Below are 14178 nucleotides of genomic sequence, written 5' to 3' on the forward strand. Positions count from 1 at the left end.
CTTACACCCTCCGGACAGGAGAGTGCGCGAGCCGGATCTACTGCCAGCTTGCGGCGATCACCGGATCGAGCGTCTCGCGATAATGAGCCGGCAGACTGCTCTGGCCCGCCGCCGGCGGCGCGAATGCGGCCATCGCCGAGACCAGCGCATCGACCTGCCCGTCCTCGAGCAGGCCACCGTCATGGGTGCGGATCTGCTCGATGCGGTACGCGTCGTCCGCATACCAGTTCATGACGGTGACACTGTCCGGCGTGCCGACGATGCTGACTTCCAGATCCGACCCGTTTCGGGCGAACCAGAGCTGATCGGCGGTCACGCCCGCTGCGAACTTCAGTACATCGACGTTTCCGGGCGTAAGATCGTGATCGAGAATCGTGTCCTGACCCGAGCCACGCCCGAACAGATAGGTGTCGTTGCCGCGTCCGCCTTCGAGATGGTCGTTGCCGATGCCGCCGTCCAGCACATCGTCGCCGTCGCCCCCATACAGCTGATCGTCACCGGCCCCGCCGCGCAGCACGTCGTTGCCGTCCCCGCCATGCAGACGATTGTTGCCATCGTTGCCGACCATGATGTTGTCGAGTTCGTTACCGCGACCTTCCAGATGCTCCGCTCCGAGCAGGGTCAGGTTCTCGACATGTTCGGGTAGCTTGAAGCTGACCGTGGACCTGACTGTATCCACCCCTTCGCCTTCGAACTCGATGACCTTGTCGCCCGGGTTGTCGACGATATAGATGTCGTCGCCCGTCCCGCCGTACATGAAGTCGGCGGCCGCAGCGCCATCGAGGGTGTCGTTGCCGGCGCCGCCGTACAGGCGGTTGGACGCACCGTTGCCGATGATGGTGTTGTCGAGATCGTTGCCGGTGCCGTTGCGCGCACCGTCGCCGATCAGGTGCAGATGCTCGACATGATCGGGCAGCGCATACGAGATCGTGCTGAACACGGTGTCGATGCCTTCGCCGGCACGCTCGACCACGACGTCGCCCCGATCGTCGACATGGTAGAAGTCGTTGCCGCGGCCGCCGATCATCCGATCGCGGCCCGGGCCACCGTCCAGCACGTCGTTGCCGTCGCCTCCGATCAGCGTGTCGTCACCGGCGAGGCCGAGCAGCGTGTTGTGGCCGGCGTTGCCTACGATGACGTTGTCGAACGCGTTGCCAGTGCCGGAGATCGACGCGGTGCCGACCAGGCGCAGGTTCTCGACATGCTCGCCCAGCGTCCATGAGATGCGGCTCTCGACGGTGTCGATGCCGCCGTCGGCATGTTCGACCACCACGTCGTCCGGATCGTCGACGATGTAGGTGTCGTCACCGTCGCCGCCGCTCATCACGTCGGCGCCACCGCGCCCGTCGAGCCAGTCGTTGCCGTCGCCCCCGATCAGCACATCGTCGCCGGCACCCCCGACCAGGATGTTGCTGGCCGTCTGGCCCTCGAGCGTCTCGCCCGCATCCCCGGCCCACTGGATCGCATCCAGGGCAAAGCTCCGGCCATCGTCGAAGCCGACCGTGTCGAGCCGGTACGCATCCTCGGCCATGGTGTGGAACCAGTTTGCGATCGCGATGCGATCACGGCCGTTCGCATGCACGAAAACCAGTCGGTCGGCCTCGACCACGATCGCAAGGTCCGATGGATTGATGCCGGGGCCGAACCGCAGTCCATCCTCGCCCGCATCGCCATGGGTCTCGACGATGATGTCGGCACCGTCGCCAAGCCTGAAGACATAGGTGTCGTCGCCTTCCCCGCCATACAGGATGTCGTCGCCCGCGCCGCCGTGAAGCACGTCGTCACCCGGCCCGCCCAGCACCAGGTCGTGCCCGGCCCCGCCGGACAGGGTCGCGCCCACATCGGCACCGATGACGACGTCGCTGCGGGGAGTGCCCGCGCCATCCACCCGCAGTCCCGAATAACCGAAATCGGACAATGCCGCGACGATGCCGGGCAGCAGATGGGGATCGTCGACTGCGAGTGCCAGCCAGTCCCGCAGTTGTCCATGACCATCCCAGCCCAGGCCGGCCAGCCGGGTCCCGACGAGGCGCTGCAGGTCCAGCAGATCCCGAACCGCCTCTCCCGGTGCGTCGGCGAAGCGGGCCTCGAAGGCCGCGTGCATGCCGTCGAAGCTGAACTGGATGCCGGCGTCGGTGATGGAGAGGCTGAGCGTCGCGACATAGGGTTGGAGCCGCGTCTGCAGCAGCAGCGCATCGTAGACCGACGTGCGCAGCGCGTTCCACGCCTGGTCGAGCAGATGGCGTCGCTCGGCGAAGAGATCCACGGCGACCTGCGGGGCATCGGCTGCCGGCACGCCGAAGGCGCGTCCGCTGAAGCGCTCCAGCGTCTGCAACCGGTCCATCCACACGTCGAACGCGTCGCTTCCCGCGACGACGCCGGCGATGTTAACGGTCGTCGGTCGCCCGCCGTAGGCTCCGTCGCCGGTCACCGCCAGTTCGGACGTCCTGCCCCACTCCACAATCAGCTGGTCGAGCAGCGCCATCTGTTCGGCACGGGTGTCGGCGACGGAGTAGGCCTGCAGCAGTGCGGCCAGATCGGGCGACAGCGTCGCCGCCTCGCGCAGCCCGCGCACCGCGCCCGAGCCGTTCATGTCCGGCAGGATGGCGGTCACCTCGGTCAGCGGGATCGCGTCGGTGAAGCGGCTGCGGAAGGTGTCCTCGATCAGGTCGATGTCGCCCATTTCGGCGGTCACCTCGCCCAGCGTGCCCGACGATCCGTCTAGCCGCGTGAAGGTGCCGAGATCCGCGATCAGGTTGCCATTGGCCAGCGGGGTGCGGTTCGCGCGCTTGTCGACGCTCAGCGCCACGATACCGAGTTCGTCGAGCGTGAACAGCTCGTCGGCCTGGCTGACCCCGTCCTGATTCAGGTCCCGCCACACACGGAGCGCGCTCCAGTTGGCATCCTCGACATCGACGACACCATCGCCATTGGTGTCCTGCTGTGCCAGCGCATCGAATCCGTCCACCGCCCGCCCGATCACGGCACCGGTCTCGTCGTGCAGCGGCGTCGAGTCACCGAACAATTCCGTGCCGTCGTCGATTGTCCCGTTGCCGTTGCGATCGAGCACCAGAAACCCGTCATCCGGAAGCACCCAGCCCGACGCGGTACGCACGCCGTCACCGTTGTGGTCGAAGAACACCGGGTTCGCGGCGTCGATGCCGATCGTCTCCAGACCGTCGCCATCGAGATCGAGTGTGAGCGGGTCGCGACGGAGGATGGCGGCCTGGGCTGAATTGAACAGATTGCCGATCGCATCGGGGATTCCGTCGATGGTTGCGCCCACACCGAAAGCGAACTCAAGAAATTCGGCGGCGAACAGATCAGAAACACTGTGCCCGGGCAACGGCATCGCCTCATTGGTGAAGCGATCGATCGAATGCGACCACCACCCGAGCGTACCGATGCCGGCTGCACTCAGAAACGGAAATCTCGACGCGAGCAGCACCGCTGCTGCGGCCGCGACCTCGGAAGGCACCACATGCGTTTCCACCGCACCGAGATGAGACGTTCCGGGAGCAATCGAAAAAGGGTCGAAACCGGTGCGGTGATTGGTGATGTGGTCGAAGTCGCCGTTGGGGTCGATGTCTAGCCTGTACAGATCATTCAGGCCGGCAATCAACTCCTTCGTTCCAAACGCATTGAAGGTGACAGCCTGGAACCCGGTCTCCGCGGCCAGGAGTTGAGTCAGGGAACCCCCAAGCGAGTGACCCGTCAGCGTAATCTGGGCACCGGGATTCGCCGCCCTGACAGTGTTCAAGAACCTCTTTGCGTAGATGTACTGGTACGGCAATTCACCCTTCGCCATCTGGATGTCGGCCTGCACGTCACCGTCAGCACCGAGAATCTCCGTACCACGACTTGCAACCACGACTTCACCAGTTGCGGTTTTGACGAACGCCACCCCCTGGAATCCCGTCGGATTCTCGAGAGGTGGAATGTCGAGCCTCTCCCAACCGGGCATAGCTCCCTCATTTTCGTATGCAAGCGCCGAAAGCTTCGCCAACTCTTCATTCGTTGCCATCCTCGTCTCCTCCACTACGATTTTGCCGATGATTGTTGAGCCCGCCATCAGGAAACTGATTGCGGTCGAAACACCCATTCCCTCCCCCTTCAAGGGGGAGGCCAGGAGGGGGATGGGTCATGGGCGCGCGCCGCTTCAGACCCATCCCCTCCCCAACCCTCCCCTTGAAGGGGAGGGAGAGTTGATGTCGGCCTTCTGTCAGGCCCGTCTAATTGGTACTGTCCTTACCTTCAATCGCATTGACCGGTTCGCACGAGACTCCGTGAAGCCGATCCCGCTGCTGCTGCGTGCGTCGCCCCAGATTCTTCATTCCGCTGCGATGCATAAGACATAATGTCCAGTCCGCCGCCAGCTCGGTCACTCGAAACATCTCCAGCATGATGCGATCGGGGATATCGAAGGACAGAGCCTCCGGCTTGAAGGCTCGGGACGCTGGCTGCTCGCCCTGACCCACTTCCGTCGGTAAACTGAGACGGTTGATCAGTTTCTGCGGTGTGCCAAAGTACGCACACGCAGCTTCAAGTTCGAAGTATGCGAGACCATCGTCATAGCCTCGATGAAAGCTGAGGTAGGGCGCAGCAAAGCCGGCCTCGGCGTACCTTCTTTGGTTATCCGTTTTCGGGAATCTGTGCCAAGTCGAGTGACCCGGCGTAAATGTCTTGGCGCCGACGTCCCGCCTGTACATCCCCTGCCCCGGCAACCCACCCCCCATCGGCAGCTGCGACGGGTGCATCACGTAGCGCTCGCCGGGCGGCCATACGATCGGGGCCTGGTTGTCGAGCAGGCCTACGATGCGGCAGCGGTAGGTCGGGCGGTCGTGGAACTCCATGCGGACGACCTTGATGCCGATCAGCCACAGGTAGCCGTCTTCGAGACCATCGTCCTGCACAGGCAGACCGAAGCGCTCGGCGTACTGGGGGCTCCAGGCCCATTCGACGACGGCGGCGCGGTGGCCGAGGACCGGGTCGGAGGCCTCCGGCAATAGCGGGGCGGGTTCGGATGCAAAGGCCGGCAGCGCCACGACGATGGACACGAGCCGGGCGACCCACAGCATGTGATTGCTCGGCGACATCACCGGACCTCTCCGTTCTTCGGTGCGCATTTGGCCCATTCGGTCAGCACCTTCTCCCAGGCCGAATCGGCATCGAAGCCCTCGACGAGACCGTCGCCGGTGGTGGACCCGGTGAAGTTGCCGATTCCGTGACTGGTCATATAGACGGGCTCGTAGGCTGGATGGCCGATGCGCCGGAGCGCTCGACAGGCACTGACATGCCTGGGCGCCTCACTGTCGATTCCCGTGACTGCAAGCTTGAAGGCGTTGCGGTCTTTCTCGTCGAGGGCCCCAAAGGCATTCGCGATCACGATCGACATTGCCTGATGCGCTGTCCGGTCCTTGACGCGATACATATCGAAGCGACCATATGCCCCACCGAGCATGTAGAGCCCCAGCGCATCGTCGATCCGGCCCGCCCGCGCACACTCCGCCGCGCCGCTGACCAGACCGACCGGGTTGTAGCGATTGTCGAGCTCATGCAGGCCGGCACAGCGATCGAGCACCCGCCCGAACTGGTCGCGTGCGTAGAGCTCCAGCCCGGCGACCGACAGCCCCACCAGCAGCACGAACACCAGCAAACCCTTGAATATCCTCTTGACCCAGACCATCCGCGATCTCCTCGAACGATTGCGACGACCGCTTGCACGGCCAGCGGCGCCCTGAATGGGTGATTCGCGCTGCCGGGCTTGTCGTCGGATTCATGCTGCGTCAGTCGACGCCTGAGATTCTGCATCAGCGAGAATGCTTTTGGAATACCTTTATTGCATATTTTTTAAGTGACCGGGCGGCAGTCGGACACTTCGCGGCGTGCAAGTCGGTCGTCGCCGTCCCGCGAGCGAGCCTTCGCATGGCTGCGTGGCCGGACCGGCGCACAGAAACCTGATTTCGCTGCTCAGGAATTGATTCAAATCATGGAGACCCCTCCGACGCGCCCACAGAATGCGTTCAACCTTCGGGTTGCATGGCGTTAACGCGCATTCCGTAAAAAACAATGAGGGGAAAACCATGAGCGGCACCTTCACCAAGGCGATGGCCCGCAATATCTTCTACGGCGGGACCGTCTTCTTCTTCCTGCTTTTCCTGGCCTTGACCTTCGACACGATGAAGGTACTGCCCAAGTCCGACAACCGCGGGGAGCTGACACCCGGCGCGATTGCGGGCAAGCACATATGGGAGACACGCAACTGTCTCGGTTGCCATACGTTGCTGGGCGAGGGCGCCTACTTCGCACCCGAACTGGGCAACGTCTATGAGCGCCGTGGCCCGGACTTCATCAAGGCCTGGATGCAGGCGATGCCGACCAATGCACCGGGCCGGCGGCAAATGCCCCAGTTTCACCTGACCGACCAGGAGCTGAACGATCTCGTCGAGTTCTTCCGTTACACCAACGGCATCAACACGCAGGACTGGCCGCCAAACATCGAGGGTTGATCAGGTTCGCGAATCGGAAACTGAAAGGGGATAAACAATGAAATATCAATCACAAGCGGTCGCGATGCCGTACTTCATCGCGGCGATTGCACTGTTCGTCGGGCAGATCCTGTTCGGTCTGGTACTCGGCTTCCAGTACGTGGTCGGCGATTTCCTGTTCCCGGAAATCCCGTTCAACGTCGCACGTATGGTCCATACCAACCTGCTGATCGTATGGCTGCTGTTCGGCTTCATGGGCGCCGCCTACTATCTCGTACCCGAGGAGGCCGAGACGGAGCTGTACAGTCCGAAGCTCGCGCTGGCGCTGTTCTGGATCTTCCTGGTCGCCGGCGTGCTGACGATCCTGGGCTATCTGCTGGTCGACTACAACACGCTCGCGTCGATGACAGGTAATGACATTCTCGCGACGATGGGTCGAGAGTTTCTCGAGCAACCCTTGCTGACCAAGATCGGCATCGTGGTGGTGGCGCTGGCCTTCCTGTTCAACATCAGCATGACCATGCTGAAGGGCCGCAAGACGGTCATCAACATCGTGCTGCTGCTCGGCCTGTGGGGCCTCGCGATCTTCTTCCTGTTCGCGTTCTACAACCCGTCCAACCTGGTGCTCGACAAGTTCTACTGGTGGTGGGTGGTTCACCTCTGGGTGGAAGGCGTCTGGGAACTGATCATGGCTGCGCTGCTGGCCTTCGTGCTGATCAAGGTCACCGGGGTCGACCGTGAGGTCATCGAGAAGTGGTTGTACGTGATCATCACGCTGGCCCTGGTCACCGGCATCATCGGAACTGGTCACCACTACTTCTGGATCGGCACGCCGAGCTACTGGCAGTGGTGGGGTTCGATCTTCTCCGCACTGGAGCCGATCCCGTTCTTCGCGATGACCGTCTTTGCGTTCAACATGGTCAACCGCCGCAAGCGCGAGCACCCGAACAAGGCTGCCGTGCTGTGGGCACTGGGCACCGGCGTGATGGCCTTCCTCGGCGCGGGTGTATGGGGCTTCCTGCACACGCTCGCACCGGTGAACTACTTCACCCACGGTTCGCAGATCACCGCGGCGCACGGTCACATGGCCTTCTACGGCGCCTATGTGATGGTGGTCATCACCATCATCAGCTACGCGATGCCGATCCTGCGCGGCCGTGCCGCCAACGACGAGCGGGCGCAGGTGCTGGAGATGTGGAGCTTCTGGGTCATGACCATCGCGATGGTGTTCATCACGCTGTTCCTGACCGCCGCCGGCATCCTGCAGGTGTGGCTGCAGCGGGTCGCCGACACGCCGATGCCGTTCATGATGGTTCAGGACCAGGTCGCGATGTTCTACTGGATGCGCATCTGGGCCGGGGTCGCGTTCATGATCGGTCTGGTGATGTATGTCTCGAGCTTCTTCGTAAGGGGTCAGAGCCGACCGCTGATCACCGCGTGACATTGCGCTTCATCCCCGCCGCGCCCCGGGCCTGACCGGAACGCGCGGCGGCTCTCCCGGAAGGCGACCCCCAGGTCGCCTTCTTTCGTTTTGCGGTCGCGACCCCGGCGCGGTCGAGTTAACCAGCGTCAAGGTGCGACGCTGTGCCCCGCCCTAGACTGCGGCGCATGACTCTGCAATCGAACGCGTTGCCGCTACCCATCGAACCGGTTCGAACCGCCGTCCCGGCGCCGCGCCTGCATGGCGATCTTGCGATCTGGGTGTTCATCCTGGCCGAGTTGCTGGTGTTCGGCGTCTTCTTCGCCGCCTACGCATTCGCCCGCGCGAACAACGTCGAGCTGTTCAATGCCGAGCAGGCCACGCTGGACCGCGATGCGGGCGCGATCAACACGGTGCTGCTGCTGACCTCGAGCTTTTTCGTCGTGCGCGCGGTGCAGGCAGCCGCGGCCAGCCGTGGCGCGGCCGCGTCACGCTGGCTCATCGGCGCGACCCTGTGCGGTCTGGGCTTCGTCGCGATCAAGCTTTTTGAATTCGGGGTCAAGTTCGGCCAGGGCATCAGCCTGTCTTCCAGCACCTTTTACATGTTCTACCTGTCGCTGACCTTCTTCCATTTCATGCACGTGCTGCTCGGCCTGGTGATCCTGGCCGCGCTGTGGCACAACGCGCGCCGCAATCGCTACGGGCCGGGCGCGATGAACGGCATCGAGAGCGGCGCAGCCTACTGGCACATGGTCGATCTCGTGTGGCTGGTGCTGTTTCCGCTCGTCTATGTGATGCGATGAGGCCATCCACGATGACTGCACCCGATCCGACCTCCCCCGTCACGCCTGATGCGCCCGGTTCATCGACCGGTCGCATGGCGCCCGACGCGGATCTCGACCACCGGGTCCATGGCACGCCGCAACGGGCGCTGGTGATCTGGCTGTTTCTGATCGCCGCAACGATTCTCGCGTGGGCGATCGGCGAGCGCGGCATGGCCGGGCCCGCCATCGTCGCGCTGCTGTTCGTGCTCGCGTTCGTGAAGGGCAGCCTGGTGATTCTCGACTTCATGGCGGTACGGCACGCGCCGCGTCTGTGGCGCTATGTGATGCTCGGATGGCTGGGCGCCGTATGCGCGCTGATCGGATTGGCTTACTGGAAAGGACTGAACCTATGAAACTCGAAACACCGGGAACGCAACTCCCCTTCTACCAGGCCAGCAACGACGAGATCGAGGTGTTCGAGCACGCTTGGAAGAACCGCCTGCCGCTGCTGATCAAGGGTCCGACCGGCTGTGGCAAGACGCGCTTCGTGGTACACATGGCGGCGCGGCTGGGTCTGCCCCTCTACACGGTCGCCTGCCATGACGACCTGACCGCGGCCGATCTGGTCGGGCGTCACCTGATCGGCGATGGCGAGACCACCTGGTGCGACGGCCCGCTGACCCGTGCGGTGCGCGAGGGCGGGATCTGCTATCTGGACGAAGTGGTCGAGGCGCGCAAGGACACCACCGTGGTGCTGCACCCGCTCGCGGACGACCGGCGCATCCTGCCGATCGACCGCACCGGCGAACTGCTCGAGGCGCCGCCGTCGTTCATGCTGGTGGTGTCCTACAATCCGGGCTACCAGAACCTGCTCAAGGGCATGAAGCCCTCGACCCGGCAGCGTTTCGTCAGCCTGCGCTTCGACTTCCCGCTGGCCGAGCACGAAACCCGCATCGTGCTGGGCGAGTCCGGTTGCACGCCGGATCTCGCCACCCGCCTGGTCAGCATCGCGCAGTCGCTGCGCAGCCTCAAGGATCAGGATCTGGAGGAAGCGGTCAGTACCCGCCTGCTGGTCTACGCCGCGCTGCTGATCCGCGACGGCATGCCGCCGCTGACCGCCTGCCGGGCCGCGATCGTCGAAAGCCTGACCGACGACCCGGAGGTGGCCGAGGCGCTGATGGAAGTGATCTCCGCCACCTTCGGTCACTGACCGCCGACCTCACACCCGGAGTACCGCACATGGCCGAACGCAAACCCAATCTGCTCAAGGAACAAATGCCCGGACCGCCGCTCGCGATCCTGGCCGAAGCATTGTTCCTCGCCAACCTGATGATCATCCCGGTGCTCGGCTTCGCGCTGAACGTGTTGCTGTGGCACAGGCACCGGCATCATGAGTCGCCGATCGTGCGCAACCATGTCGAGCAGACGATGTTTACCAGCATCTGGGGCGGTGCGATCCTGGTCGGGGTCAGCGTGTTCGTATTCCTGCTCGGGGGCCTGGACAATCCGATATCGTGGGTGGTCGGCGTGCTGTACTTCGTGTGCGTGCATGCGACCCTGATCCTGCTCGGTGTGCTGGGCCTGAACAAGGCCATGCTGGCGCAGAAGTGGCGCTACCCGATCCTCGGCCCGGTCGTCGAAGACTGAGTGGCCGCGATCGAGACCGGCATGAATACACACGGCGAAACGCTACACGCGATGGGCACCCCGGTCGCACCTGTGCGGAGCGCCGCCGCTGCGCGCGGGGTGCACGCTCGCCGCGTGATCCCGATCGCGTCGGCGAGCCCGGATGCCTCGTGCCGACCGGATACCGGCCACACCCAGCGCAAGCGTTCGCTGTGGCAGATCGGCTTCTTCGTGCTGTTCATCCTCGCACCGGTGTTCGACCTGCTGCGTTTCGACCTCCACGCCGGTCATGCCTGGCTGCTCGGCATGGAATGGCGTCTCGGCCTGAATGCGTTCTTCGCCGGACAGATCGGCGCGCTGGAGATGGGGGCGAACCTGATGTTGCGCCTGTTCCTGCCGCTGGTGGGCGGTGCGGCGCTGTTCCTGTTCGCGGCCTGGAAATGGGGGCGACTCTATTGCGGCTGGCTGTGCCCGCACTTCTCGGTGGTGGAGACGATCAACCGGGTCATGACCCGTGCGTCGGGCAAACCCAGCGTGTGGGATCGCGACAAGTTGCCGCCCTGGCGGCCGGATGGACGCCCGTGGCGGCCGGATGCGCGCTGGTGGGCCGTGGTGCTGCCGGCGGCGGTCGGCTTCGCGTTCGTTTGGGCGGTCGTGCTGTTGACCTACCTGCTGCCGCCCGCCGAAGTGTATGGCAACCTGTTCAACGGCACGCTGACCCGCAACCAGGCGATCTTCATCACCGCCGCCACGCTGGTGCTGTCGGCCGAGTTCCTGTTCGCGCGGCATCTGTTCTGCCGCTTCGCGTGCGCGGTCGGACTGTTCCAGAGCCTTGCCTGGATGGGCAACCGCGATGCGATGGTGGTCGGCTTCGCGCGTGCCCGGGCGTCCGCATGCGGCACCTGCCTGCCCGACCGCGGCTCTGCCTGCGAGGCGGCCTGCCCGATGCGGCTGGCGCCACGCAACATCAAGCGCCACATGTTCACCTGCACGCAATGCGGCCAGTGCATCGATGCGTGCAACCAGACCCAGCACGACAACCCGGACGGGCCGCTGCTCGAATGGGTCAGCGACGAGGCCGCACGGCAGAACGAAGCCGGATTCCGCTCCGGCGCGCTGATGCGCAGGCGACAGGAGTAGTCGGGCAATGGAAGAGACCATCGGCAAATTCTGGCACCGACTGATCACCCGCGCCGCCGAGCGGCACTATCCCGAGGCCGCGGTGCGGCTCAAGGAGATCGAGCGCACCGCCGGCGTGTTCTTTCGTGCGATGGGCGGCGACCCCGGTCTGCGGGTGGCGGCCGCGACGATAGACGAGCACGGCGCGCGTCGCAGCCTGCTCGCCCGCATCGCCGGCGTCGGCCAGCATGCCGCACGTGCGCGCATGGACCCCTCGACGCTGAGGCTGCCGCCCGAGATCGATGTATTCCCGGAGCGGACACTGAACCGCGACCTCTACCTGTGGCTGGCCGCGCTGGCCGCCGCGCACGACCGGTTGCCGCCCTCGGCCGCCTACATGCCGGACACTGCGGGCGACTTCCTGCGCAACCAGGCTGCCACCTGCGCCGCGCTCGAGCGCTGGCCCGGTATCGCGCCGCGTTACCGCAGGCTGGTCGAGGCCTACCGCGGCGCGCGCAACACGCCCAAGGGCGGCACAGCGCAGGAGGCTCAGCGCGAAGCCGCGATCATGCAGGCGCTCGAGGATCCCGGCAGCGTGCCGGCCCTGCCGGAAGTGCCGGCCGGCACGCCCGAACCCAGGCCCATCCTGCTGTGGCTGAGCGGCTCGCTCGGCGGGGTCGGCGCCGCGGTTCGCTCCGGCGAGGCCGATCCGGAGCAGACCACCCATGGCGCCCCGCAGTCCGAGGAATCCGAACGACGCGCCTATCGCGCGCAACGCGAGGACATGCCGAAGGAGAAGAACGGCGTGTCCATCATGTTCCGCGCCGAGAGCCTGCTCGCCGTGGCCGAATTCCTGCGCATCAACCGACCGACCGACGACGACCCGGACCCGAACGCAGCCGATGCGGCGCGCGACCTCGATCATCTGTCGCTCGCGCAGGACAAGGACCCGGTCGCCTCCAAGGTACGCTTCGACCTCGACCTGCCTTCGGCGGCCGAGGACGACATCGTGCTCGGTCCGGGTCTGCCGCTGCCCGAATGGGACTACCGCAAGAGCCGGCTGCTCGAGGACCATGTACGGCTGACCGAGATGACGCCGCGCCACGCCTCGCCACAGCGACTGCCGGCGGACCTGCGCCGCACCGCGCGGCGCCTGCATCAGCAGTTTGCCGCACTGCAGCCCGGACGACGCTGGTTGAAGCAGCGCCCCGACGGCACCGAACTGGATGTGGATGCCGCGGTGCGCGCGCAGACCGACCGCAGCATCGGCCGCAATCCATCGGACCAGTTGTACCTGTCGCTCGAAAAGCGCGAACGCGACCTGTCGTGCATGGTGCTTGCCGACCTGTCGCTGTCGACCGACACCTGGGTGTCCTCCGAGGCCCGGGTCATCGACGTGATCCGCGACGCATTGCTGCTGTTCGGCGAGGCGCTGGGTGCCACCGGCGACCGTTTCGCGCTGTCGGGCTTTTCGTCGCTGAAGCGTTCCAATGTGCGCTTTCACCGGCTCAAGCATTTCGACGACCGCTTCGACGATGCGGTGCGCGGACGGATCATGGCAATCAAGCCCGGCTATTACACCCGGCTCGGCGCAGGCATCCGGCGCGCCAGCCAGCTGCTCTCGCGCGAAGATGCGAGCAGGCGCATTCTGCTGATCCTGTCCGACGGCAAGCCCAACGATCTCGATCTGTACGAAGGCCGCTACGGCATCGAGGACAGCCGCGTCGCGATCGGCGAAGCGCGCAAGCTGGGCCTGGTGCCCTTCTGTGTGACCATAGACCGCGAAGGCGCGGGCTATCTGCCACACCTGTTCGGACCGGCCGGCTACGCCGTCATCCGCAAGCCGGAAGAACTGCCTGCCCGGCTCCCGATGTTCTATGCACAACTGACGAGGTGATGCGACATGTGCCCGACCAACTGTCTGCTTGCTGACGGAGAAGCCGCGACCCACGCCACCCCGAATCCGGACCATCCGGACACGACCGGCCTGGACCCGCTGTTCAAGGTGCTGATGCAGATCCCGCTGCTGCATGGACTGAGCACCAGCGAGATCGCGCGCTTCGCGCGTGGGGTGCGGGAGGTTCGGGTCGGCAAGGGCGAGGTGCTGTTTCATCGCGGCGACCCGTGCCAAGGTTTTCATTTCATCATAGACGGACAGGTCAAGCTCGCCTTCACGTCGTCGGACGGACACGAGAAGGTGATCGAGATCCTGCGCCCCGGCCAGAGCTTCGGCGAAGCCGTGATGTTCATGGACAGGCCCTATGTGGTGATGGCCCAGGCCCTGACCGAATGCACGCTGCTGCATGTCGCGAAGAACGTGGTGTTCGAGGAGATGGGACGCGAACCTGCGTTCTGCCGCAAGATCATCGCCGGCCTCGCGCAGCGGCTGCATCAACTCATCGCCGACGTCGAGGCCTATTCGCTGCGCAACGGGCGCGACCGCATCATCGGCTATCTGCTGCGCGAGGACGAGATGAACGGTGACGCCAGCTCATGCGGTCGGGTCAGCATCCGCCTGCCGACCAACAAGGGCACGATCGCGTCACGCCTGAACCTGACGCAGGAGCATTTCTCGCGGGTGCTGCACGAGCTGATCGACGCCGGCCTGATCGAGGTCGAGGGCCGGACGGTTCATGTGGTCGATATCGAGCGGCTGCGCGCGGCGCTGAGCTGAGTCACTGAGCACAGCAGGACTTTTTTAAGCTTCGGATTCCTTTCCCTTCAAGAGGGAGGTCAGGAGGGGGATGGGTCAAGACCTCAG

The 14178-nt window shown here is 64.7% G+C and carries 12 protein-coding genes; 9 read left to right on the forward strand and 3 right to left on the reverse strand.

Annotated features, from left to right (window positions below):
* Positions 1-37: 37 nt before the first annotated feature.
* The 3 genes from ACKVEX_RS05330 to ACKVEX_RS05340 form a co-directional block, all read right to left on the reverse strand.
* Positions 38-4102, reverse strand: coding sequence for a calcium-binding protein (locus ACKVEX_RS05330; protein WP_473214665.1), 4065 nt, complete (start codon positions 4100-4102; stop codon positions 38-40).
* 130 nt (positions 4103-4232) lie between these two features.
* The gene (locus ACKVEX_RS05335; protein ID WP_473214666.1) at positions 4233-5078 is read right to left on the reverse strand and encodes a hypothetical protein; all 846 of its coding nucleotides are present in this window, start codon (positions 5076-5078) and stop codon (positions 4233-4235) included.
* Between the two features lie 17 nt (positions 5079-5095).
* Positions 5096-5686, reverse strand: coding sequence for a hypothetical protein (locus ACKVEX_RS05340; RefSeq protein WP_473214667.1), 591 nt, complete (start codon positions 5684-5686; stop codon positions 5096-5098).
* A 397-nt stretch (positions 5687-6083) separates the two neighbouring features.
* Between ACKVEX_RS05340 and ACKVEX_RS05345 the strand changes: the two genes are divergently transcribed.
* The 9 genes from ACKVEX_RS05345 (at position 6084) to ACKVEX_RS05385 (ending at position 14091) form a co-directional block, all read left to right on the forward strand.
* Positions 6084-6509, forward strand: coding sequence for a c-type cytochrome (locus tag ACKVEX_RS05345; protein ID WP_473214668.1), 426 nt, complete (start codon positions 6084-6086; stop codon positions 6507-6509).
* Positions 6510-6546: 37 nt separating this feature from the next.
* On the forward strand, positions 6547-7929 hold the full coding sequence (locus ACKVEX_RS05350; RefSeq protein ID WP_473214669.1) for a cbb3-type cytochrome c oxidase subunit I: 1383 nt from the start codon (positions 6547-6549) through the stop codon (positions 7927-7929).
* A gap of 167 nt (positions 7930-8096) precedes the next feature.
* Entirely contained in the window at positions 8097-8711 is a 615-nt protein-coding gene (locus ACKVEX_RS05355) for a cytochrome c oxidase subunit 3 (protein ID WP_473214670.1), read from the forward strand.
* Positions 8712-8722: 11 nt separating this feature from the next.
* Entirely contained in the window at positions 8723-9085 is a 363-nt protein-coding gene (locus tag ACKVEX_RS05360) for a cytochrome C oxidase subunit IV family protein (RefSeq protein WP_473214671.1), read from the forward strand.
* Positions 9082-9882, forward strand: coding sequence for an AAA family ATPase (locus ACKVEX_RS05365; protein WP_473214672.1), 801 nt, complete (start codon positions 9082-9084; stop codon positions 9880-9882). The genes ACKVEX_RS05360 and ACKVEX_RS05365 overlap by 4 nt, the downstream gene beginning before the upstream one ends.
* 29 nt (positions 9883-9911) lie before the next feature.
* The gene (locus tag ACKVEX_RS05370; protein ID WP_473214673.1) at positions 9912-10319 is read left to right on the forward strand and encodes a magnetosome magnetite crystal formation protein family; all 408 of its coding nucleotides are present in this window, start codon (positions 9912-9914) and stop codon (positions 10317-10319) included.
* Positions 10320-10370: 51 nt separating this feature from the next.
* Positions 10371-11438 (forward strand): 4Fe-4S binding protein, encoded by a 1068-nt coding sequence (locus ACKVEX_RS05375; protein ID WP_473214878.1) that lies wholly within the window; start codon positions 10371-10373, stop codon positions 11436-11438.
* 7 nt (positions 11439-11445) lie between these two features.
* The gene (locus tag ACKVEX_RS05380) at positions 11446-13314 is read left to right on the forward strand and encodes a nitric oxide reductase activation protein NorD (protein WP_473214674.1); all 1869 of its coding nucleotides are present in this window, start codon (positions 11446-11448) and stop codon (positions 13312-13314) included.
* Positions 13315-13320: 6 nt separating this feature from the next.
* Positions 13321-14091, forward strand: coding sequence for a Crp/Fnr family transcriptional regulator (locus ACKVEX_RS05385; protein ID WP_473214675.1), 771 nt, complete (start codon positions 13321-13323; stop codon positions 14089-14091).
* The last annotated feature ends 87 nt before the right edge of the window (positions 14092-14178 follow it).

This window comes from Denitraticella aggregata (genome assembly GCF_048158365.1).
GTDB lineage: Bacteria > Pseudomonadota > Gammaproteobacteria > Burkholderiales > Rhodocyclaceae > Azoarcus_F.